The organism is Novosphingobium sp. B-7, from assembly GCF_000410615.1.
Lineage (GTDB): Bacteria > Pseudomonadota > Alphaproteobacteria > Sphingomonadales > Sphingomonadaceae > Novosphingobium > Novosphingobium capsulatum.
In genome coordinates this window covers 16,264-38,691 of record NZ_KE148364.1, presented here as the reverse complement: position 1 = coordinate 38,691, position 22,428 = coordinate 16,264, and the positions used below count along the sequence as shown (strand labels likewise).

Annotated in this window: 17 protein-coding genes and 1 pseudogene; 8 read left to right on the top strand and 10 right to left on the bottom strand. The window is 61.0% G+C overall.

Translation table 11 applies throughout. The features are described from left to right. Window positions 1-46 precede the first annotated feature (46 nt). From boxB (H926_RS0114600) to H926_RS0114590, 3 genes are all read right to left on the bottom strand, one after another. Window positions 47-1,444, bottom strand: a complete 1,398-nt coding sequence (gene boxB / locus H926_RS0114600) for a benzoyl-CoA 2,3-epoxidase subunit BoxB (RefSeq protein WP_022676977.1) — start codon at window positions 1,442-1,444, stop codon at window positions 47-49. A 93-nt stretch (window positions 1,445-1,537) separates the two neighbouring features. Continuing rightward, on the bottom strand, window positions 1,538-3,223 hold the full coding sequence (boxC, locus tag H926_RS0114595; protein ID WP_022676976.1) for a 2,3-epoxybenzoyl-CoA dihydrolase: 1,686 nt from the start codon (window positions 3,221-3,223) through the stop codon (window positions 1,538-1,540). A 71-nt stretch (window positions 3,224-3,294) separates the two neighbouring features. After that, window positions 3,295-4,173 (bottom strand): shikimate kinase, encoded by an 879-nt coding sequence (locus tag H926_RS0114590; protein ID WP_022676975.1) that lies wholly within the window; start codon window positions 4,171-4,173, stop codon window positions 3,295-3,297. Window positions 4,174-4,233: 60 nt separating this feature from the next. On the opposite strand from H926_RS0114590, the gene H926_RS27750 reads away from it, so the two are divergent. Together H926_RS27750 and H926_RS0114580 are read left to right on the top strand one after the other, a co-directional pair. Beyond that, window positions 4,234-4,695, top strand: a complete 462-nt coding sequence (locus tag H926_RS27750; protein ID WP_022676974.1) for a flavodoxin domain-containing protein — start codon at window positions 4,234-4,236, stop codon at window positions 4,693-4,695. Between the two features lie 12 nt (window positions 4,696-4,707). Then, window positions 4,708-5,187: a hypothetical protein gene (locus H926_RS0114580; RefSeq protein ID WP_022676973.1), complete on the top strand. Its 480-nt coding sequence runs from the start codon at window positions 4,708-4,710 to the stop codon at window positions 5,185-5,187. 83 nt (window positions 5,188-5,270) lie between these two features. Here the strand turns inward: H926_RS0114580 and boxB (H926_RS0114575) are convergent, their stop codons facing one another. After that, complete coding sequence (gene boxB, locus H926_RS0114575) at window positions 5,271-6,764, bottom strand: benzoyl-CoA 2,3-epoxidase subunit BoxB (protein WP_202804727.1); 1,494 nt, start codon at window positions 6,762-6,764, stop codon at window positions 5,271-5,273. Window positions 6,765-6,902: 138 nt separating this feature from the next. On the opposite strand from boxB (H926_RS0114575), the gene H926_RS0114570 reads away from it, so the two are divergent. Continuing rightward, on the top strand, window positions 6,903-7,916 hold the full coding sequence (locus H926_RS0114570; protein ID WP_022676971.1) for an aldo/keto reductase: 1,014 nt from the start codon (window positions 6,903-6,905) through the stop codon (window positions 7,914-7,916). A gap of 7 nt (window positions 7,917-7,923) precedes the next feature. Here H926_RS0114570 and H926_RS0114565 read toward each other — a convergent pair whose 3' ends face one another. Further along, entirely contained in the window at window positions 7,924-8,346 is a 423-nt protein-coding gene (locus H926_RS0114565) for a thioesterase family protein (RefSeq protein WP_022676970.1), read from the bottom strand. A gap of 64 nt (window positions 8,347-8,410) precedes the next feature. On the opposite strand from H926_RS0114565, the gene H926_RS27745 reads away from it, so the two are divergent. Continuing rightward, window positions 8,411-9,190, top strand: coding sequence for an NUDIX hydrolase (locus H926_RS27745; RefSeq protein ID WP_022676969.1), 780 nt, complete (start codon window positions 8,411-8,413; stop codon window positions 9,188-9,190). Between the two features lie 30 nt (window positions 9,191-9,220). Here the strand turns inward: H926_RS27745 and H926_RS31825 are convergent, their stop codons facing one another. From H926_RS31825 to H926_RS0114535, 4 genes and pseudogenes are all read right to left on the bottom strand, one after another. Further along, complete coding sequence (locus H926_RS31825) at window positions 9,221-9,514, bottom strand: 3-hydroxyacyl-CoA dehydrogenase family protein (RefSeq protein ID WP_256380249.1); 294 nt, start codon at window positions 9,512-9,514, stop codon at window positions 9,221-9,223. A gap of 90 nt (window positions 9,515-9,604) precedes the next feature. Beyond that, window positions 9,605-10,974, bottom strand: a pseudogene (locus tag H926_RS0114550) (IS3 family transposase). A gap of 52 nt (window positions 10,975-11,026) precedes the next feature. After that, window positions 11,027-12,613: a TonB-dependent receptor plug domain-containing protein gene (locus H926_RS0114540; RefSeq protein WP_022676966.1), complete on the bottom strand. Its 1,587-nt coding sequence runs from the start codon at window positions 12,611-12,613 to the stop codon at window positions 11,027-11,029. Between the two features lie 497 nt (window positions 12,614-13,110). After that, window positions 13,111-14,040 (bottom strand): site-specific integrase, encoded by a 930-nt coding sequence (locus tag H926_RS0114535; RefSeq protein WP_237741051.1) that lies wholly within the window; start codon window positions 14,038-14,040, stop codon window positions 13,111-13,113. 237 nt (window positions 14,041-14,277) lie between these two features. On the opposite strand from H926_RS0114535, the gene H926_RS0114530 reads away from it, so the two are divergent. Together H926_RS0114530 and H926_RS0114525 are read left to right on the top strand one after the other, a co-directional pair. Next, on the top strand, window positions 14,278-15,204 hold the full coding sequence (locus H926_RS0114530; protein ID WP_022676964.1) for a helix-turn-helix transcriptional regulator: 927 nt from the start codon (window positions 14,278-14,280) through the stop codon (window positions 15,202-15,204). A 347-nt stretch (window positions 15,205-15,551) separates the two neighbouring features. Then, complete coding sequence (locus H926_RS0114525; RefSeq protein WP_022676963.1) at window positions 15,552-16,244, top strand: ParA family protein; 693 nt, start codon at window positions 15,552-15,554, stop codon at window positions 16,242-16,244. A gap of 431 nt (window positions 16,245-16,675) precedes the next feature. On the opposite strand, the gene H926_RS0114515 is transcribed toward H926_RS0114525, so the two are convergent. Beyond that, window positions 16,676-17,794 carry a replication initiation protein gene (locus H926_RS0114515; protein WP_022676961.1) on the bottom strand — a complete coding sequence of 373 codons (1,119 nt, stop codon included), beginning with the start codon at window positions 17,792-17,794 and terminating at the stop codon, window positions 16,676-16,678. A gap of 989 nt (window positions 17,795-18,783) precedes the next feature. On the opposite strand from H926_RS0114515, the gene H926_RS34135 reads away from it, so the two are divergent. Together H926_RS34135 and H926_RS27735 are read left to right on the top strand one after the other, a co-directional pair. Continuing rightward, window positions 18,784-19,413 (top strand): toprim domain-containing protein, encoded by a 630-nt coding sequence (locus H926_RS34135; RefSeq protein WP_237741050.1) that lies wholly within the window; start codon window positions 18,784-18,786, stop codon window positions 19,411-19,413. Window positions 19,414-19,471: 58 nt separating this feature from the next. After that, on the top strand, window positions 19,472-22,428 hold a 2,957-nt coding region (locus H926_RS27735), incomplete at its 3' end, for a strawberry notch-like NTP hydrolase domain-containing protein (RefSeq protein ID WP_237741049.1).

The window sequence follows — 22,428 nt, the reverse complement described above, 5'->3', positions numbered from 1 at the left end:
CTCCGGCGCGCCCGGCTCTCGGGCCGGGTCGCGCCGGCATATTTTCTCAGGAAGCGCGGACGTAGTCGAAATCGAACGTCATGTTGTTGATCCCGCGATCCGGCGGGCTGGTCCAGTTGGCGCACTTGCCGGGCTCGGTGACACCAACCATCAGCGACTTGACATAGCCGCGATCAGCTTCACTTGGCAGGGCAGCCGCAACGGTTTCCGGCGAGCAGGGTTTGCCGGCAGGGTCGAACGACATCCCCGACCAAACGCCCACGCTCCGGTTGAAGCGTTCTGAAGGCAGAGTGAGTTCGTAGTTGAACCCAGCCTTGGCAATCGTGCGGTTCCAACGGGTGAGACCGATACCACAGTCGCGCACGTAGGCATTACGGGTAATCAGGTTCATCGCGTTGCGGGTAGCTACCTGCTCCAGCCCATCGGGCGTGTCGACCTGCTCGAAGGTGTCGAGGCAATCGTGGTCCTCATAGGTGCCCTCGTCCGGGCGGCCCTTGAGGCCGTTGGCCCAGTAGGTCGCGGCATTCGAACTGATCTCGGCTCCGAACAGGTCCAGCGCGGAACTATACCAGAAATTGATGTAGCGCTGCAGCAGCGGCAAGTCGATCACCCCGGCCTTTCGCAGGGTCGCCGGGTCGTCGGTGCCCAGCTTCTGCATTTCATCGAGCGTGCGGCGGATGACGCGTGCGATGCCGGTTTCGCCCACGAACATGTGGTGAGCTTCCTCGGTCAGCATGAAGCTGCAGGTGCGGGCCAGCGGATCGAAGCCGCTCTCGGCCAGCGACTTGAGCTGGTACTTGCCGTCACGATCGGTGAAGTAGGTGAACATGTAGAACGACAGCCAATCGTCGATCGGCTCGTTGAAAGTGCCGAGAATACGCGGATGATCGACATCGCCGGAGTGGCGGTAGAGCATTTCTTCCGCCTCCTCGCGACCGTCGCGACCGAAGTAGGCGTGCAGCAGATAGACCATTGCCCAGAGGTGGCGGCCTTCCTCGACGTTGACCTGGAACAGGTTACGCATGTCATAGAGCGATGGCGCGGTGAGCGCGAGCAAGCGCTGTTGCTCGACGGACGCGGGCTCGGTATCGCCCTGCGTCACGATCAAACGGCGCAGCGCCGAACGGTATTCGCCCGGAACTTGCTGCCAGGCTGGCTTGCCCTTGTGATCGCCGAAGCCGATCGTCCGGTCTTGTTGCTGATCGGCCAAGAAGATGCCCCAGCGATAGTCAGGCATCTTGACGTGGCCAAATGTGGCCCAACCCTTGGCATCGACCGAAGTAGCCGTACGCAGGTAGACCTCGTGACCCTGATAGGTCGTCGGGCCGAGGTCTTTCCACCAGTCGAGAAATGCTGGCTGCCAGTGCTCGAGCGCGCGCTGCAGCGCGCGGTCGTTCGAGAGGTCGACATTGTTCGGAATCTTGGTTTGATAATCAATCGCCATTGAATTTCTCCCGGGCCACCGTCTCTTGCGGGGCGTTCCGTCAGTGATAGGGTTTCCCGCCGTCCAGGAGAGGGTTGGACGACGGGAATTTCGTCAAACGCGCTTCTTGTCGAACTCAGCTCGTTTGCCGGTGCCAAAGAGCTTTAGCGCACCGCCATCGCCCACAGCATTGGGGCGTATGAAGATCCAGTTCTGCCATGCCGAAAGGCGACCAAAGACCTTGGACCAGACGGTCTCAGCGCCCGCAAAGCGCAAGGAAGCTTCCATGCCCGTGCAGGCATCGGGCGACAGGCCGGCTCGCTCGTCGATGGCGAGGCGAACTTCATCTTCCCAATCGATATCGTCAGGTGCGAAGGTCACCAGGCCAAGGTCATGGGCTTCGCCTGATGGAATTGCTGTGCCCGAAATGTCTTCAAGTTCTGCAATCCGGCCATGCGTGCCCAGGAACCGCGACTGAAGCCGGAAGAGGCCGTTGCACATCGGGTAGAGCCCGAAGTTGGCCTTGCCAAGGTGCAAGACGGGCCCGCTCTCGGGGTCCGAAACCAGTTCAAGCATATAGGCTCGATCAGCCGCGAAGGCGAGTTCCGCCAGAGTTCCGGCAAAGGCCGAGCCCGGTTCGATCACCGCGTACATCGAGCGCGAGGAAACGTCGAGACGCGAGAGCGTGCGGCGAAGCATGCCCACGCACTCGTTAACAAACCAGTGGTCGCGATTGGCGAGCAGCATATCGTCGTAAGCAAGAACCTTGGCGCCCTCGCCCTCGGTCTTGAGAACCCAGAGGCCGAGTTCCGGCTCGTTGGTGCGAAGGAGCAGAATCGCGTCGTCGAGCTCGCGTGCCATATGCAGTGGCCAGAAGGCCGTGCCTTGCGCCGCAGCCGCAGCGCCATCGGCGGGCGGCGCGCTGGTCGGAGCCTTGACCACAATCGTTGCAAACCCGCGTGCACGATTGAAGGTCACGTCCACCGTCTCATAGTGGTAACCCACCTCGTCGATCGTGCGCGTTACCGGGGTGAGCTTGACGCCGGTCGCCGCAGTCGGGCGCGGGGTCTGGCTCGCTAGAGCTTCCGCCCGCGCCTTGACGGCCTCATCCCACCGTCCGCGCGGGGCGACATCGTCAACCAGCCCCCAGTCCTTGGCGCGGCGGCCACGCACGCCTTCTTCCGAAGTGCAGAACACGTCAGCGAGATCCTTGCGGACCATGCGCTTGTCGACCACGCGGGTCAGGCCGCCCGTTCCCGGCAGAACCGCGAGCAACGGGACTTCGGGAAGCGAGACTGCCGACGAGCGATCATCGATCAACAGGATCTCGTCACAGGCCAGCGCGACTTCGTAGCCGCCGCCCGCGCAAGTCCCGTTGACTGCGGCAAGAAACTTGAGGCTGCCATTCTGCGACGAATCCTCGAACCCGTTGCGGGTTTCGTTGGTGAACTTGCAAAAGTTCACCTTCCACGCGTGGCTCGAAGTGCCCAGCATGTAGATGTTGGCCCCTGAGCAGAAGATGCGATCGTTCGCGCTGGTCAGGACAACACAGCCGACTTCGGGATGCTCGAACCGCAGGCGCTGCACGATATCATGCAGTTCCATGTCGACGCCGAGATCATAGCTGTTGAGCTTGAGCTTGTAGCCGGGGTTGAGTCCGCCATCGGGATCGACGTTCATCGCGACGGTGGCGATGCGGCCCTCGATGCTGACGTTCCAGTGCCGATATGATTCGCCATCCTGATCATAGGTATACGGCGTTGCCTGGGGGGAAGTTGCCCCGGCGAGTTGAGTTGCCATCGAATCACTCCTCTATCCCGATTACGATCGGCACAATAGGACATTGATCGAGGTCAAACAAGCACTATAATTCATCTCGGCAATGAGGCGACTATCCCTTCCAGCAAATCAAGGGTTTGGGCAAAATCCTGCGACGAGGTGTCGAGGCGGGCGTCCGCCCGGGCATAGTCGGCCTCTCGCGCGGAAAGAATGCTCTTGAGATCGGCCATGGCAGCGCGGTTGCCGCTCATCGGTCGCAAATCGCCTTGTGCGACAACCCGCTGCATGTGGTCTTCAGGAGACGCCTGAAGCCAGACAGTCCAGGCTGACCGGCGCAGTTGCTCGTATAGCTTTCCATCGGCAACAATTGCCCCAGGCGCGGCAATAACGGCCGATCCATTGTTCTGGCAAATCTCCTCCAGAACCTCCGCCTCGTAGCGACCCAATGCCGAGGGCCCGTTGATTTCGAGCAGCAAACCGATCGTGCCGCCATAGCGGCGCTCGATCTCCTTTGATACCTCGAAGAATGGCGCGTTTATACGCTCAGCCAGCGCTTGCCCCAAGGAAGACTTGCCCGCGCCCCTCAACCCGATAAGGGCAACCCGCCTGCCCTTGCCGCCCAATCCCACCGGGCTTTCGCCGAGCCAATCGAGCGTAGCGCGAATGCGTTCAGGGGGCATTCGCCTCAGCAGCTGGGCGACATGTGCCATCTCGCGATCTCGCTCACCCCCGAGGGGAATAAGATCAGCAACGGCGAGACCGAGAGCGTCGGCCACCGCCATCAGCATTTCTATGGACGGATTTCCGGTTCCGGCTTCAAGTCTCGCCAGATAACGCTCCGAGGCGCCCGATGCCGCCGCCAATTGCTTTCGCGTAAAGCCCGCACGTGCGCGTGCGGACCGGATACGGCTGGCAATCTCAAGGCTGGCGGCAGTGCCTTCTGAATCTTGATCGAATTGGGTGGCTTGCATGTCTGCACTATATTGCATATTGAAGTATCATACGAATCATATTTCCGGATGAGGAGCCCTATGTCGAGCGGAAACACGCGCACCGGCATTTTTGTCGCTACGATGACTGGCCTTGCCGACATGTGCGGTGAAGAAGTCGAGATTGCGCTCTCAGGTGCAGGGTTCGACTGCGAACGCCAATTGATGGACGGCCTTGACGCCTCTGCCTTCGAACCCTTCGACCTGATCGTAGTCGTCACCTCAACCTACGGGCATGGCGAGATCCCCGACAACGGCCAGGCTCTGTTCGCTGCGGTCGAAGCCGGATACGATCTCTCCGGCAAGAATTACGCGATCTTCTCGCTTGGTGATCGAACTTACGCCGATACGTTTTGCGCCGCAGGTGATCGTTGGGATGCAGCGCTCACCGCTTGTGGTGCCCGCCGTATTGTTGAAATTGAACGCCACGATGCATCAAGCGGCACACTTGCCGAAGATGTCGCGGGCGAATGGGCTGCCGGCTGGGCGACGCAAATCGGCTGAGGAGAAAGCGATATGGATATTCACGAAGCCGATGCTCAGATGCTTGGTGCCCACGCAGCGATAGGCGGCTTTATCGCCCGCTGCTCGCTCCTCGACTACCGTGTCAGCCAGTTCATGGCACGCTGGTTCTGCGCGCAGGAGAAGCAGAAATTCCTCTCCTATACCCTCAAGGCAATGCCGTTTGCAGAAAAGCGGCAGGTCATCGAGGAACGGCTGACCAATTGGCACAAAGAGCCCGACCTGCTCCGCGCGGCGATGGCAGATGTGGCGGCAGTTCTGGAACGGCGCAACCTTGTCGCCAGTGGCGTGCTCTCACGCCGGTCCTCAGGCAAGCTATGCATCAAGAGCTTCTCGGGCGCGCGCTTCATATCCGAGGCAGGAGCGATCGACATCCTCAACGTCGAGGACCTCGCGGGCTGGTCGGAAAGGGCCAGCGAGCTGGCAGAGCGCATGGTAGCTCTGGGCCTGAAGCTCACTGACACACCCCGCTAAAGCCGCGTTAACGCATCTTCGGACACCAAAAAGGGCCGGAACCCATCGCGAGGTTCCGGCTCTTTTCATGCCTGCCCTTCCTGTCAGGCGATCTTGACGTATTCGTAGTCAATCGGTTGATTGTTGATGCCGATGCGCGGCGGGGCAATCCAGCTCGCATATTCACCCGGGCCATGGCGCGGCTGCATCAACGAGTTGATGAACTGGAGGTCGTCGTCTGTCGGCAGGAACTCGTTCTTGCTTGCATTCCAGGCCTGCTCACTGACGATATCACCCGCGGGCGTGATGAATTGGCCTGCAAATTCGCCAATCCGGCGGTTGAAGCCCTTGTGCGGTTGCGTCAGCTGGAAGTCGATTCCTGCCTTGGCGATCGCTCGGTTCCAGCGTTCGATGCCCGTCTGGCAATCGGCGATGTAATCATCGAGCAGCCGCGCATTGATCGCCCGCAAGGCCGGAACGTCCTCGTCAACGAACTTGCCGTCGATTACCCGGGTGACCGCGTAGGTTGCATCTTCCAGGACATGATCGTCTCCATCGAGCCGGGCTTCGCCGAAGCGACCCTTGAGGCCAGCGGAGAAGGCGGCAGCGGCGTTGCCGGAAATCTCGCTGCCGAACAGGTCTCGGGTTACCGACATATGGAAGTTGGCTTTACGCTGGATCAGCGGCAGGTCGATCACACCCAGAGCGCGAATAGCCTCGACATCATACGGATCGGAGATACCCGCATTCTTCATCGCAGTGCATGTCGCCTCAATCGTGCGCCCGACGCCCGTCTCGCCCACGAACATGTGATGGGCTTCCTCAGTCAGCATGAACCGGCACGAGCGAGACAGCGGATCGAAGCCGCTCTCAGCAAGGCTGGCGAGCTGCATCTTGCCATCGCGGTCAGTGAAATAGGTAAACATGAAGAACGACAGCCAGTCCGGCGTCGCCTCATTGAAGGCGCCGAGGATGCGCGGGTTGTCCTGATGCCCGCTGCGTCTCTCGAGCAAAGCTTGCGCTTCCTCGCGGCCGTCACGGCCGAAGTGCTTCACAAGCAGATAGACCATCGCCCACAGGTGTCGGCCCTCCTCGACATTCACCTGGAACAGGTTGCGCATGTCGTAGAGCGAAGGTGCCGTGCGTCCAAGGTGACGTTGCTGCTCTACCGAGGCTGGTTCGGTATCGGCTTGGACGACGATCAGCCGGCGAAGGAGCGAGCGGTATTCGGCGGGCACTTCCTTCCAAACTGGCTCGCCCTTGTGCTTGCCGAATGGAATGGTACGACCTTCGACTTCCGGCGCCAGAAGGATCCCCCAGCGGTAGTCGGGCATCTTGACGTGACCGAACTTTGCCCAGCCCGCCGGATCGACGCCGACGGCGGTGCGCAGATAAACGTCCGTTGCCTGGAAGCCATCCGGCCCCATGTCCTTCCACCACGAGATGTATTCCGGCTGCCAAGTCTCCAATGCGCGTAGCAGCTGGCGGTCGGACGACAGATCCACATTGTTTGGAATGAGGTCATCATAGTTCACTTCGACAAAGGCATCGGCTTTTACGGATGCATCGTCTTCAATCAGGGTTTCTGGCTCAGCCACAATCATCCTCCATCCGGCTCAACATGCTCTATGCAGCATGTTCAAAATGCACTATCATGCAATTCACGAGGTTCGGTTGATCTGAATCAAATTGCAGGTCGCTGCCACCATTTGAGATACTGGGGAGGATTAGAAAGCATGCTCAGGCAAGTCCTGGTCGGCCCGAGCGGGCTGCGAAGCAGCGAGATTGCCCTCGGAACGATGACATTTGGAGACTCCCGCGCATGGGGCTGCACCGCGAGCGAAGCGGAAGCGATCATGCAATGCTTCGTCGAAGCGGGCGGGACCACGATCGACACCGCTCCGAATTACGGGGATGGCACGAGCGAAGAGATCGTCGGCTCCTTTGCCCGAACCTGCCGTGATGAATTGATCCTCTCTACCAAATTCACAGCCGCATCCTCGGCTCATCCCCTTGCCGGTGGAAACAGCCGCAGAACCATGATGCAGTCGGTCGAGGGAAGTTTGCGCCGATTGCAGACTGACCGCATCGACTTGCTCTGGCTTCACTTCTGGGACGGCACAACGCCCATGGAAGAGATCCTGCGCGGGGTCGACGATCTCGTAAGCTCCGGGAAGATTCTCTATTTTGGAATCTCTGACACGCCTGCCTGGCTGATCTCCCGGGCCGCGACCTTGGCCGAACAGCAACGTCGAGCGCCGGTGATAGGTGTCCAGCTCGAATACAATGCGGCGGTCCGCGGCGTTGAGCGCGACCTCCTTCCAATGGCCGACGCCCTGAACCTCGCTGTGTTCTGCTGGGGCCCGTTGGCGGCCGGCGCCTTGGCCGGTGGGGCTACCCCTCAGCGCCAACCGGGCGACCGCATTCCGCCCCCGCTGCGCGAAGTCCGCAACGCCATTATCGAGATTGCTGATGCGAGCGGCGAAACACCCAGGCGGCTCGCCCTGCGATGGTTAATGCAATCGGGCACCCAACGCATTCCTATCGTCGGCTCGCGGACCGCCGATCAACTCACCCAGATATTGAAAGACGTTGCCACTCCCATTGACGCAGAGACCTTCGCAAAGGTGGATAGCTTGGCATCAGCCGGAGCACTCTTCCCAGGACCGCTGATCCGCTCGTCTTACCTGCGCAAGTTCGCAATGGGCGCTCCAGATCGATTTACTACCCCCATCGCACCCAGATGCTGATGCTGGCTCAGCCGCCGCGCAGCTTTGACGCAATGTCCTCGGGGATCGCAATGCTCTCGATCCCCGGGTTGCCATCTCGTCTGGGTGCGGCCCATACGCGGACTTCGGTCGCTTCAATACAAACCTGGCCATCCTTCATCAGGCGGTGTTCGACCCCGAAGCTCGACCGTCCGACGCGGCTGATTGAAGTCTCGATCTGGACCTCATCACCAAAGCTGGCGGGCGAAGCGAACTTTGCACCGGTATCGACCATCGGCCAGCCGATGATGCCATGTTCACTGATCAGCGCCGCCTTCTTCATTCCTGTCGCAGCTTCGATCAAGCGCGAAGTCGAGGTGTCGAAGGCCGCGAAGAAACGAGGATAGAACACAATTCCAGCAGGGTCGCAATCACCCCATTCGACGATCCATGTCCTCGTATTAGTAAACATCGAACTTCTCTTTCATAATCGGTCGCTGAGCCCCCAACGGCAGCAGACTTCGGAGTAAGCGCAAATGGCAGATCAAAACGGAAAGACCAAAGAGCAAATTATCGTGGAGGCCGCCACTGTCATCGTTTTTCGGAACGGCCAATCTGGGCCTCCCGAAATCCTGATGATCCAGCGCGCCAAGGAGTTGGCCTTTGCCGGATCGGCCGTGGTTTTCCCCGGCGGCAAAATTCACGAAAGCGACCGCAAGATCGCTAAATGCGCGGCACAGCCCAGTTGCATCCATGGTCCCGCACGCATCGCCGCAATCCGTGAACTGATCGAAGAGACCGGCCTTGTGATTGGAATTGCCGAACGGGCGAACGCTAAACAGGCGCACACGGCACGCACCATGCTCACGGTAAAGGAAGATCTCGCGCCCGTGCTCGACCGTTTCGGCTGGACACTCGACCTCGAAGCCCTCGTCCCGTTCGCGCATTGGGTTCCGACGTTCAAACCAGGCAGGGTCTTTGACACCCGTTTCTACCTTGCCAACATCGGCAGCGGAAATGTTGACCTCACTCCCGACCTTGGCGAAAGTACCCGGCTGTTCTGGACCAGCGCCCGAGAAGCGCTTGACCTGATCGACACCGGAGAAATCAAGGCGATCTATCCTACCCGTCGCAACCTTGAGCGTCTCGCACAGCATACGAGCTTCGAGGAAGTTGCGATGCATGCCCGGAGTACCCCGGCGCAAACCGTGTCGCCTTGGATTGTCCAGACTGGTGCGCAAGACATGCTGCATATACCCGAAGGCCTCGGCTATCCCGTCACCGCGGCCCCACTTTCTCAAATCATGATTGACTGAGGATAGCCGAACACCCAGGGCGGGCGCCATTCATCCAGCCCGTGCAGCGTCAAATGCTGCAAAGCTGCCGCCCTCACCTGCCAGCTCCCGGAGCAGCGGTGCCGGTTGCCAGTAATGGCCAAGGCGGGCGTGCCAATATTCGATGCGGGCCAGCACGTGCGGAAGTCCGAGAGTGTCGGCATAGAACATCGGTCCACCCAGGTGGCGCGGGAAACCGAACCCATGCACCCAGACCACATCGATGTCGGCGGCGCGGTAGGCAATACCCTCCTCAAGGATCTGGGCGCCGACGTTGATCAACTGAAGAACGAAGCGCTCAACGATCTCCTGGTCAGTGAACTGTCCGTCGTCAGAACATTTGGCGCAGATCGCGGCGTAGATTAGCGGATTGCGGGCCTCGTCTGGGGATTGATGTTAGGCGGCGAGCTTGCGGTGCTGCAAGCGCCGATGTTCGATGGTCTGTCGCTTGATCCTTTCGCGCTGCTGGATGATGGCTGCCGCCCTGCCGAAGTAGGCGTCGGCGGGCGTCACGTTGTTCAGGCTCTCGTGGTAACGCTGGTGGTTGTAGTGCTCGACGAAGGCCTCGATCTGGACCTCGAGGTCGCCGGGCAGGAAGTAGTTCTCCAGCAGGATGCGCTTCTTCAGGGTCTGGTGCCAGCGCTCGATCTTGCCCTGGGTCTGCGGATGACACGGGGAGCCGCGCACATGGCTCATCTGCTGGGCATCGATGTATTCCGCGAGTTCGCTGGCGATGTAGCTGGGGCCATTATCGCTGAGCAGTCTGGGCTTGTGCAGGACCGTGGCGTTGTCGCAGCCGGAAGCCGCTAGGGCGAGGTCCAGCGTATCGGTGACATCCTCGGCCCGCATGTTGGTGCACAGCTTCCAGGCGATGATGTAGCACGAGAAGTCGTCGAGCACGGTCGACAGATACAGCCAGCCCCACCCGATGATCTTGCAGTAGGTGAAGTCGGTCTGCCACATCTCGTTCGGCCGGGTGGTCTTGGTGTGGAACTGATCGGCGGCTTTGATCACGACGTAGGCCGGGCTGGTGATCAGGTCATGGGCCTTGAGTAGACGGTAAACCGTGGCTTCCGATACGAAGTAGCGCTTCTCGTCGGTGAACCGCACCGCCAGTTCGCGCGGGCTGAGATCGGTTGTGTCAGCTTCCAATGCCATCTCGATAATCTGGGCCTGGATGTCATCGCCGATCCGGTTCCACACCCGCCTTGGCGCCGAAGGTCGATCTTCCAGCGCCTCGGGCCCACCTTCGAGGAAGCGATCATACCAGCGGTAGAACGTCCGGCGGGCGATACCGAGTTGGTCCAGCGTGCGCTTCGCGGGCAGGTGCGACTGTTCGACGAGCCTGATGATCTCGAGTTTCTCAGATGCCGGATACCTCATGCGTCGTCGCCCCCATCCGCGATCATGCTTTTTTTCAGTAGACGGTTCTCCAGCGTCAGGTCGGCAACGCATTCCTTCAGGGCACGGGCTTCGCGGCGCAGGTCCTGCACCTCGCCCGTTGTCGCGGCACGGGCAGTGTCGCCGGCCAGGCGGCGCTTTCCTGCTTCCATGAATTCCTTCGACCAGGTGTAATACAGGCTCTAGGCAATGCCTTCCTTGCGGCACAGCTCGGCGATGCTGTCCTCGCCGCGCAGGCCGTCGAGTACGATGCGGATCTTGTCCTCGGCTGAGAAATGCCGGCGGGTCTGCCGCCGGATGTCCTTCACCACCCGATCCGCAGAGGGCTTCGCCGGCGATTTTGCATTGGAGGGTTTGGGCTTCATCTTCGTTCCTTCGTCACTGCGACGAAGCCCAAACCCTCCTTAAATCACAACCTCAAATCTGTGCCATTGGCGCTGACGGGGGACAACGCCCTCCCAGAACAACTGTGAACTTGGGAGCGAACTCCCAGTTGATCTGGCCGAAGGCCGAATAGCTGTTCGTCTTCAGTCTGAAGACGGCCAAGGGGTCAATCCCATTCGCCAGCGCGCCCGGGATTCCAAAGCCCCCCGCGGCGGGGGGAAGCTCAAAAACGAGCGCGAAGTACGACCCAGTCGGGCCTAGGATGCCCTGCGCATTGAACGCATTGTCGTGCAAGTAGTACAGACCCGCCTGCCAGTTCAGACCTGGAGCATTGTGAGAAAGCCGCAACTCCGTGGAGAATGTCTGGATATCGGCCTTGTTGCCGAACGTGAAAACGTTGCCCGGCGAGGAGTCGGCATCGAGCAGGAAGGTTTTCTTGTAGCGGTTATAACCGGAAATTAGCGTGAGGTCAGAATTACCAACCTTCCCATCGAGATGTCCTGAGAAACTGTAGGCGTCGAACCGGTTGAGGTTTGACAATGCGTAGTCTTTCGATAGCTGCCGCTTGTTGATGTCCACTGGCGTGTAGCCGAACCAAGTCGCACCGGGGAAGCGCGTCATGCTTGCACCTGTCGGCGCGAAGATCGGCCCATTGCCTTGCTGAAACGCCTGGAAAGCAAAGATTGCCGGGTTGAAGTAATTGTTACCGTCAGCCCCGATCACGCTGCGGGTGTCATTCGGCCCGGTACGCACAGTGTTGACCACGTTCCCGAAAGCATCGACCACTGGAGTTGCAACTGAAGAAGCCCAAGGGGATTCGGAGAAGCGCTGACGCGTCCCGCTGACCGATAGGCGAATGCGCCAATCGGGCGCGACCTCCGCAAGAAGCTGAAGGCGGCCCGAGAGAGAGTCCTTGCGACCCAGATCTTGGCCCTGAGGAGACGTTCTGGGGATAAATGACTGAATTGCCGCCGGATTGTTTCCGGCCGGAAAAACGTTCCGCCACATCGCTCCGTTGTAATTCCACGCTCCTGAGGCCCGCAACGCAACCGAATTCCCGAGGGGAATGTTGATGGCGCCATCAACCGAGGTCGTGTCGAACCGTCCGTAGGACGCATCCAGGTGGCCTTCCATGACAGCGAGTTTCGGCGTCTGGACCACCATGTGCACAAGTCCACCCGTCGCGTTGCGACCGAACAACGTGCCCTGCGGCCCTTTCAACGCTTCGACGCGCGCCAGATCAAACAACGCCATCGACTGCCCCTGCTGCGAGGCGATATAAATGTCATCAACGTAAACCGCGACAGGCCCTTCGATGGCGTCGTTAAAATCGCTCTGCGTCACGCCGCGAATTGAGAACTGGACACTTTGCCCACCGTAGGTGCCCGAGAGATTTACCCCGGGAGTCAAAGCTGCGATGTCTGAACTGGTGGCGACACCGCGTTCCTTCAACGTGTCACCGCTAAACGCGGCGATCGCAATCCCCACGTTCTGCGCCTTTTCGCTGCGGCGCTGCGCGGTAACGATGATTTCTCCGGGGGTGGTGGAGACGCCTTCAACCTCTGCATTCTTCCCTTCCGAATCCTGCCCATAAGCAGTGGACGGTTGAAGAAGGGACATCAGGGCTGCAAGCGCCGAGCCGCACGCAAACTTGGCTCGGAGAGATCCCCGCCCTACATCTAGGTTGATTGGCATCGGCAAATCCCCTCCATTTAACAGTTTTATTGTTCGGCTGGTTCAAGCATATCCAGCCAATTGAAACTGCATTATAAGGCATATTAGGAGCAAACCCGTCTGGGGGCGATAAGGGTTGGCTACTGAGGCACTAGGGGATCGCGGTGGATTAGAGGCACCTCGCGCCAAAATCGCAACGCTGACACTTTGTGAGGAGTAGCTAACAAGGTTGTTGTCGTGGCCGCATTCCGCCCGAGCCGAGCCAGAGATGTGAGGTTGGAGAACGGAATTTACACCGGCTCAATTTGATCAACCCCGGCAACTACAAATTGGTTTGCGGTGAGCATGCGAAGAAGATCGATTTCCCCATGATATGCTCATGCGAGAATAGGCTAAGGGGACCAGTTGGATGACATTGATTAGCCGCTAGGCTCGCTAACTCTTTACAAGAATTCACTCCCCGCATGGTCGTCAAACAGTTCAGCGGACCGGACATAACCGAGCAAGACCTCCACCTTCTTGTGCCGCGACACCTCCTGCATCTTGGCAATGGTCGCCCCAGTGCGCGAGGCCTCGGTGAGGAACCCGGCCCGCAAGGAATGGCCCGCCACCGTTTCGGGATCGAGTCCGACCCGCCCCGCGTATTTCTGGATCAACCGCGCGATCGAGCGGTCCGACATCGGCTTGTCAGTCAGCCTGCCCTGCGGGTCGATCTGGTAGAACAACGGCCCCGCGCCGCCGCCACGGACCGCCAGCCAGGCCTTGAGCCGCTCAACGGGTTTGAGTGTCTTGCCGGAGGGGACCGCGATCACCTGCCCCTCACCCTCCTGGTCGGTCTTCGAATGCCGCACCGTCAGCTTCAGGCCCTTGTCCACCAGTTCCACATCGCGCCTTTCGAGCGCGACAAGTTCCGAGCGGCGGAGTGCTGCGCCGAGGCCCATAGCCAGGATCGCCCGGTCGCGGATCGTGCGGGTGCCTTGCCCATCGGCGGCGGTTATCATCGCCGCCAACTCGCTGGCGGTAATCGCCGCCTTGCGGGCGCTGGGCCGCGCGCGTTGCTCCCGGCGGATACCAGCGAGTGTGTCGGCAATGGCCATTTTCTCATCGCGGGCTGTTGGCACCAACAGGCCGTCCTGACGATGCTTCCACCCGATCGCCGCGAGATGGCGGCCGATGGTGCTGTCCGCCTTGCCCGCCATCGCGAGCGAGGCGAGGTATGTCGCTACCGCCTCAGACCGCGCCGGGAGCGGATCGAGCCCGCGTTCATCGCACCAGCCTTCGAACTGGGCCCAGTCGCTGGAGTAAGCGCGGATGGTGTTGGCGGCTTTGGCCTGGGCGCGGTAAACCCGCGCTGCTGCGATCTCGTCGCCCAATATCCTCCCTGGGTCTGAGATCACGGCAGAGGATGCCGCTGCGACAGGGTTTACTGCGACCCGGGTCTCGCCAACGGCGGCATCCTCGCTGCCATCCCCCATTTTCTCGCCCTTCGCCGCGCCCAACCGAGCCTTATTTACCTCCTTTTTCACTGTCCGTGAAGAGCCATTATCGGATAGTGATGGTGCCATACAAGCGACGTATACTTTTCTGGCCGATAGTATATTTTCCGGTCGATGGCCCCCTCCCCTGCCCCTTGGCCCATCGCGCTCGCGCGGATCGAAGGCGCCCTGCCCTTCCTCGACGACGACCTTGCCGCAAGTCTCGCGCTCGCCACGCTGCGCCGCCTGTGGCGCGTGCATGTCCGCGATTTTACGTTTGAGAACATTGGGATAGAGCATGACCCAGGGTTAGAATCCGCGGAGCTTATGCGCAGCTGGTATGGCGAGGAACGGCGCGACATGCTGTCTTGGATTAGTCGGCGCGGCCCCCCTCCCCTCGCCTGCGCCGCGCGGATCGCGCTCAAGGCCAAGGGCGTCAGCGAAAGCTTCACCAGCAGCTTCGATCCCGCCGATCGCGCACTCGAGCGGCTTGATGCCTTGCTCCCGGCTGCCGATCCGCTCGCCGCGCTCGCCGAATGGATCCATCAGCTGCGCGAGGACGAAACCCCGTTCCTTGAAGGCGGCAGCGAGTTCGTTGAATTTGAGGGGCACGTGTTCAGCCGCTTTGCCCCGCGTGGCGCAGCTTGGGCCGCTTCACTTGCCGCCGCGCTGCGCCCGCAGCTCTTCGGTCTCGGCGCAGCCCCCCTTGCGCTTGCCGGGCTCGCGCCGCGTGGCCTGTTTAAGGAGATTCTCGAGAGCCCCCTGCCCTCTCTGCTTTCCACTGCTATTGGTAGCGCCGCGGCTGCGGTGTCGTCGGATCTTTCGGCGATGCGTCAGGCGCTTCATCGTCGCGATCTTAAGTTGCGCGGCCTTTATGCCTCTTCTCATGCCCCGCATGTGTGGCAGCTCATCTCGGCACTGGGGCCCCTCACCCGTGCCGAGCTCGCTCGCGCACTTGAAGTTACGCCTCGGACTGCTTCCCTGGCCGTGGTCGCGTTAGAAAGCGCGAATCTTGTACGGCTGCGGCCCGCTGACAAGGTGATTTTATCCGCCTGTGGTTGATTCAGGTTCTGGAGTCTGCAGAACGCGGCACCCACTTTGGGGCCCCACCCTCCCCTTTTTTTGGCCGAAGTCCAACAGTTTATTCAGCGCGGCACATTGTGCCGCGTTTTGTGCCTCATACTGTGCAGCTCTTTGTACCGCATATCGTGGTGCGCTTATGTGCCGCGCTATGTGCGGCGCGGCACCATCCGCCAGCGCCTTCGCTGGCGCTGCCAACTTGTACCGCGCTTACGCCTTGCACCGCGCTGCCATACGCGCTAGGGCCAGCACTCGCAGATGGTGCCGCGCTCGTGATTGCACTTTCAGATTGTGCCGCGCGATGTGCCGCGCTGACGCCACACAGGAGAATGACCGTGCCCGTTATCACAATCGCCCAAAGCAAAGGCGGAGCAGGCAAGACGACCCTCGCGCTTGCGCTGGCATCGGAATTCGAGGCCTTGGGCGGTTCGGTCTACATGCTGGATGCAGACCGGCAAAACAGCCTGCTGAACTGGCATCGCGATCGACTGGCTGCGGGGAGGGGAGGGGACTCCAAAATTCAGGTCGAGGATGCCTCACAGTTGCGCGATGCGGACATCGGCGCCGCGATCACAAAAGCACGGGAACTGGCGCAACTCGTCATCGTGGACTCCGAAGGAACCTCCAACTTCAAGACGGCCTATGCCGCCATGGATTCCGATTTTGTTGTCATTCCGACGCGGTCCTCGCGCCTGGATCTGGAGCGCACCGTCGAAACCAGCGACATGCTCGAAAAAATGTGCCGCGGCGTACCTTATCGGGTGCTGATCACGCAAACTGGCCAGGTCGCGCGGTCTAAGGCTGAATGGGAAATCGATAGTCAGATTTCCAAGGCTTTGCCCACATTTACCGAGCAAATGCACAATCTCGACGCGTTCCGCGCCATGTCCAATTTCCGCATGACGCTCGCCGAAGTCGAGGCAAACAAACTCGCGAAGACCGAGAAGGCGCGACACATCGCCCAAAGCGTGCTCGCCAACATTCTCGACGAAATCCAGAACAAGGAGGCCGTAAATGCCTGATCAGAACCCCGCCAGCAGCGCGATGGGCGATATCATCAGTTCAACGCGCCAGCGCCTCGAGCAGCCTGCGCCGCCTGCAAGTCCGGCAGACCGCCTTAAGAACCTTGTCGCAGCCACTACAGTGGCGAAGCCTGCACCGGCAGCACCGATTGCGCGCGATCCAGCTCCAGCAGCCCTGCCAGGCAATTATTTCCCGCAAGTCGCCGTCGACACAGCGATGGTCCCCAAGCGGAAGCCGCAGCGTGGCCCCACGCGCACACTCCACATCAGCATGCGGCTCTCGCCACCCGAACGCGACCGCCTCGTCCAATGGTGCGACGAACGCAATCTGAGCCTGCCCGACGGAATCGTGGCGCTCCTCGATCTGGCGGAAGGGGCAGGGGAGGGGGCCTAACCCTCAACCGGTCAGGTTAATGTGAGTGATTGGGGGGTCAGGCCCGTCCGCGGGCCTTGACGAAGCCTTTGCAGAAGCCTTCCCAGGACTTGTATAGCGCCTGTCCGCTCAAGGTCTCGAGCTTGGGGCCCATCTGCTTGCGATAGGCCTCCGCAACGAGATCCTTGTCCCAGCCACCACCAAAGTCACTCACGATGGTCAGAATGGTCTGATCACCGCAGAAATGCAGGGAATCGGTCGGGAAAAGCTTGCGGGTCGTGATCCTCGGCGCGGGCATGGCAACGATCTGCTCTGCGGTCCCATCGCGGCGGGCTTTGCGTCCCACCTTTGGACGATCCAATTCCTTGGCTGTTGCCTCCTGCTCGCCCGGCTCCTTCGGCGAGAAGGTCAGCTTGACCGCAACAACCGGACGGCCGCGTCCAGCCCCCCGAACTTCCTCCCACTCCACAATGAAGTCGGCTAGCTGATCGATTTCGGCCTTCGACTTTGCGAGCACGTCTCGGCGGAATTCCGCGAAGTTCTTGAAGCTCCCCTCTGGAACGCCAAGCTTACGGCGAAGCTCCTCGACCGTCATTTTCACAACCCGGTTCTGACGGTTGATGATCAGGCAGCCGAGGTCATAAAGGGTGAGGGAGTAACGCGATTGCAGCGCCAACATAACCCCGAGATTGACCCGCGCATAATAGTCCGAACGCTGGATCACACGCTTGAAATTGTCTGAAAACTCGAACTCGACGACGCTCATCCCGTCTTCTGAGATTTCCTCGACGCAGCTCGCAAGCAACGACTGCGACATGACCGCCGGCTTGCCTTTCTTCGACGTGGTCCTGATGCGGACAATCACGCGAAGCAGTTCATCCATGACCGGCTGAATTCGTTCGTTCCCCTTATGTGACCCGCGCAGTTCCTTCTTGGTGATCGTAAAGGTCTTGGTCTCGCCCGCATCCGGCCCGGCCTTGCGCAACATCAGAGCAAAGGCTTTTCTCGCGGCCGCACTTAAGGAGCCAGTTTCGAATTCAGATTCGACGAGTTCGCCAGGCTTGCTTACGAAGTCCAGGTCCTTGCGGCGAATCACTTCGGCCACACGCAAGGTGCGGCTCAGGCCCTCCAAACCTGGAGTAACCTCGATTTCACTGGGATTCGAATCGAGCTCCATGTGAGTTGCATAACATCACCTTGTCATAATGAGAACACACCCCCGTGAACTCACATAGACAAGCCCCCGATCACTCACATAAAGGCCTGTCCACGCAAAAAAGGGGCAACATCGGGATAGCCCCCAAAGGCTCACATAAAACTCTCTGGAAGGCCGCAGGATTCCGTCCTTGCCCGGAATTCCCCCGATCACTCATATAGTCATGGGGCAGGGTTACAGGGTGTTCGTCGCGGCGGAAAAGGCAGCTGTCACATTGCCCCCTCCGACTCACATATACGCCGCGCCATGTTATTGGTTTTGGGCGCAATTTCGCGAGAACCCCGATTACTCACATAATTGATCTCGGATTGGCTGTCCCGGCAACACACGAACCCCCGATTCCTCAGGTAAACCCGATCCGCAGAGGCGCGGACTCCCCCCATTGCTCATTTAGACGCCTGGTTTAGACCCACCACGAACCAAATTGGCGATTCAGTCACTGGAATCAGAGCCTTCTGACCCGGTCTTGTTGTGAGAACACCAAGTCCCCCGATTCCTCATGCAATCACCCGAGACCTCATAATGACGCCCCCGCGGCCTCATGCAGACGCCCCCGCAGGCTCATATTAAAGCCCCCTTCGGCTCACATAGAAGGCAATTAAGTCTCTGTTTTTCGGTGCCTAAAGACCCCCGAATCATAGAATCCTGAATCTAAGAAACCTCCCAAGCTGCGCTTGGGCGTTTTGATCAATAGGATTCAATGACAAGAGAGAGGAGGGTGGTCTGGTTGGGCTTGCATGTCCATAGTTCAAAACAGACCATCACCCGCTCTCCGCGACCTGGTAGCCCGACTGAACGGTAGATGGTCCGGCAATGTTGCCATGTGTTGCTGCCCCGCGCATGCTGACCGGACCCCATCCCTCGCGATCCGTCAGGGTGACCGCAGTATCCTCGTCACCTGCCATGCTGGGTGCGACAGTCGCGATGTCCTCAAAGCCCTTCGGCGCATCATGGATCTGCCGAGCTTCACACCTCCAAGCATCTCTCCAAACCGGCACACTAGCCATGGGGCTTATCTCGCCATCTGGCAGGCGGCGCGCGAGATCGAGGGAACCTTGGCCGAGCACTATGTCCGCGAAGTTCGCAACATCTGGGCACCGGTCGATGACCTGCGCTTTCATCCCCGGTGTCCACGAGGGCAGGGGAAGCTTGCGAGCTTCGAGCCGGCACTCCTCGTTGCGATGCGCAAGGCGGGCGCGATCGCCGCGATCCAGCGGATCTTCCTCGATCCGTCGACATCGACCTACACCGAGAAGCGCGTCCTCGGCCAGGCTATCGGCGCTGCATGGACCAACGGCTCGCCAGCCAAGACCATCGGCATCTGCGAGGGGTTCGAGACTGCGGCTGCCTATACGTCGCTCACGGGTATCCAGGCCTGGGCGACCATGGGTGCCAAACGCTTCCACCAGGTCAACATCCCCGCCTCAGTCGAAACCTTGATCCTGCTGGCCGACAACGACGCCGAGGGCAGGCGGGCGCGCGATCGCGCAGCCGAAGCCTATCGACGCCCCGGCCTTGCAATCGAGACCGAATGGCCACCGGGCCGCATGAACGACTGGGCGCAGCTTCTGAAGCGGTGAGGGGAGGGGGGCTGGAGGGGGCGTGCCGCTGATCGGCACGAGCTCAGGAGTTCTCCGCATGACCACAACGATTCCGCGCGCCAGCGCCATTCTCGGCGCTGCGCGCACACTTGCCGCCAAGCTACTCCTCGCTGTTCCGATCGACCGAGCTGCTTTGAGCGAAGCCATGACGGAGAGTGCAGGCGGCAATGACGCCGCAGGTGCGTGGCAGCAGCGCGACAGTTTCGAAGCGCTGGAAGTCGCGCTCTCCCTGGCCATTCCCGAGCTGGTAGGCCGCATGGACGTCGGCGCGGCGATCGCCACGCTGGAGGCGCTGGCGAAAGAACTGCCAACCCACACGGTACGCAGCGAGGACCAGATCCAGTTCCAGCAGTTCTCGACGCCGCCGGCGCTGGCCCGTCTCGCCATTCATCTGGCGCGGCTTTCGAGCGATGACGTGTTACTCGAGCCGAGCGCAGGCACCGGGATCATCGCTTCGCTTGCCAAGGGCGCGGTCAAGGATCTGATCCTCAACGAACTCGAGCCAACGCGCGCCGACCTGCTCGAGGCCGTGTTTCCCGGCACGAAGGTCTACCACCACGACGGTGCGAAACTCAGCGCTCTGCTCTCCGGAACCGCGCGGCCAAGCGTTGTTCTGATGAACCCGCCGTTCTCGGTGTCGCAATCGCGCGGGGAAGATCAGAACACCGCCGCCAGGCACTTGCGGTCCGCACTCGATCATTTGCTGCCGGGAGGCCGGATCGTTGCGATCATGCCGGACTGGTTCTCGCCTTCGGCAAAGTACGAAGAAGCCTTCCGGCGCACCCTTGAAGGCGCGCGGGTCGTCCTGTCGCTTCGTCTGGACAAGGGCGGCTATGCCAAGCACGGCACCGGTATCGCCGTTCGTATGCTGGTAATCGACAAGGTGCCAGGCGACATCGGCGTATCCACGATCAACCGCGGTTCGGTCGGCGAACTCTTCGCCGCGTTGCCGCCGGTGCCGCCCCGGACGCCGTTGCGTGACCCGACGCGGGCGGCTGCGCCCCGACCAAAGCTCAGCCTGTTCCGCTCGGTGAAGACCTGTCCAGCCCGGCCCGTGATCGTGCGAGCTCCCCAGACCAACAACGTCCGCCCCGTCGCCTACAAAGTGCTGGCCGAACCTGCCGCGATGGGCGAGCAGCGCGGGGTCTATGCCGATTACCGGCCGTCACGCGTGGTCATCGCGGAAGCTGGCGAACACCCGACCCACCTCGTCGAATCCGCCGCCATGGCCTCGATCGCCGCGCCGAAGCCCAGCTACGTGCCCGCTCTGCCCGAACGCACTGTGGCAGCGCGGTTGCTCTCGGCCGCCCAGCTCGAAACCGTGATCTATGCAGGCGAGGCCTGGAGCCGCGACTTGCACGGTCGCTTTACCCATCCTTCCGGCGAGGTTGCGCTCAAGGAGGACTCGGACGGCAAACTTTACCGCACAGGGTTCTTCCTCGGCGACGGCACCGGGGCAGGGAAGGGGAGGCAGGCGGCGGCCTGCATTCTCGACCAGTGGCTCAAGGGCAATCGCCGCCACATCTGGATTTCGAAGAATGCGCCGCTGCTCGAGGACGCGCAGCGCGACTGGACCGCGATCGGCGGGTTGCCGTCCGAAATTCTCGATCTGGCTCGCTGGAAGATCGGCGAGGAGATCGCAGCGCCCGAGGGCATCCTGTTCGTTCCCTACGGCACGCTGCGCAGTTCACGCGTCGAGGACACCAGGCTCGACCAGATTGTCCGTTGGGCCGGCGAAGACTTCGAAGGCGTGATCGTCTTCGACGAGGCCCACGAAATGGGCGGCGTCGCGGGCGGGGAAGGGGCCTTGGGTCAAAAGCAGGGCTCACTCCAGGGTATCGCCGGGGTTCTGCTCCAGAACACGTTGCCGCGCGCCCGCGTGCTCTACGCCTCGGCAACCGGTGCTTCGGACGTCAACAACCTCGCCTATGCGGTCCGGCTTGGACTGTGGGGGCCGGGCACGGCGTTCGCAAATCGCGAGCAGTTCATCAGCGAAATTCGCGATGGCGGCATTGCCGCAATGGAACTGGTTGCCCGCGACCTCAAGGCCTCTGGGCTCTACCTCGCTCGCGCGCTCAGCTTTGCTGGCATCGAATACGACATCTTGCGCCACGACCTGACCCCTGAGCAGATCGCGGTCTACGACACCTACTGCGAGGCCTGGACGATCATCCACCAGAACCTCGAAGCCGCGCTCGAACTCACCGGGATCGTCGATGGGCTTGAGAAAAGGACGCTCAACAGCGGCGCCAAGGCGGCGGCCCGCAGCCGCTTCGAGGGGACCAAGCAACGCTTCTTCGGACAGGTGCTGCTCGCGCTGAAGCTGCCATCGATCTACCCCGCGATCGACGAGCATTTGGGCGCGGGCGACAGCGTGGTCGTTCAATTGGTGAGCACCGCGGAATCGATCCTCAACCGACGTCTCAATGAGCTCGAACCCGAAGAACGCGAGGAGCTCGAAATTCTGGCAGACTGCAAGGAATACGTCGTCGACTACCTCACCCGGGCCTTCCCGACCCGGCAAATGGAGGAATACACGGACGAGCTCGGCGACGTGCGCTCGCGGCCGATGTGGGACGAGGCAGGCAATCCGGTCCACAACCCACAGGCCGAGGCCGCGCGCGCAGACCTGATCGAGCACATCTGCGCCATGCCCCCGATCCCGACCGCGCTCGATGCGCTACTCGAGCATTACGGGGTTACGGCCGTCGCCGAGGTCACCGGGCGCAGCAAACGCCTGGTCCGGGACGGTTCGGGCCAGCAGCGCCTCGAAAGCCGTTCACCCCGGACCAACCTTGCCGAGACCACCGCGTTCATGACGGGAGCCAAGCGTATTCTCGTGTTCTCCGATGCGGGCGGCACGGGGCGCAGCTATCACGCCAGCCTTGATGCCAAGAACCAGCAGCGCCGGGTTCATTTCCTGCTCGAGCCCGGATGGCGCGCGGACCGGGCAATCCAGGGGCTGGGCCGCACGCACCGCACGCACCAGGCGTG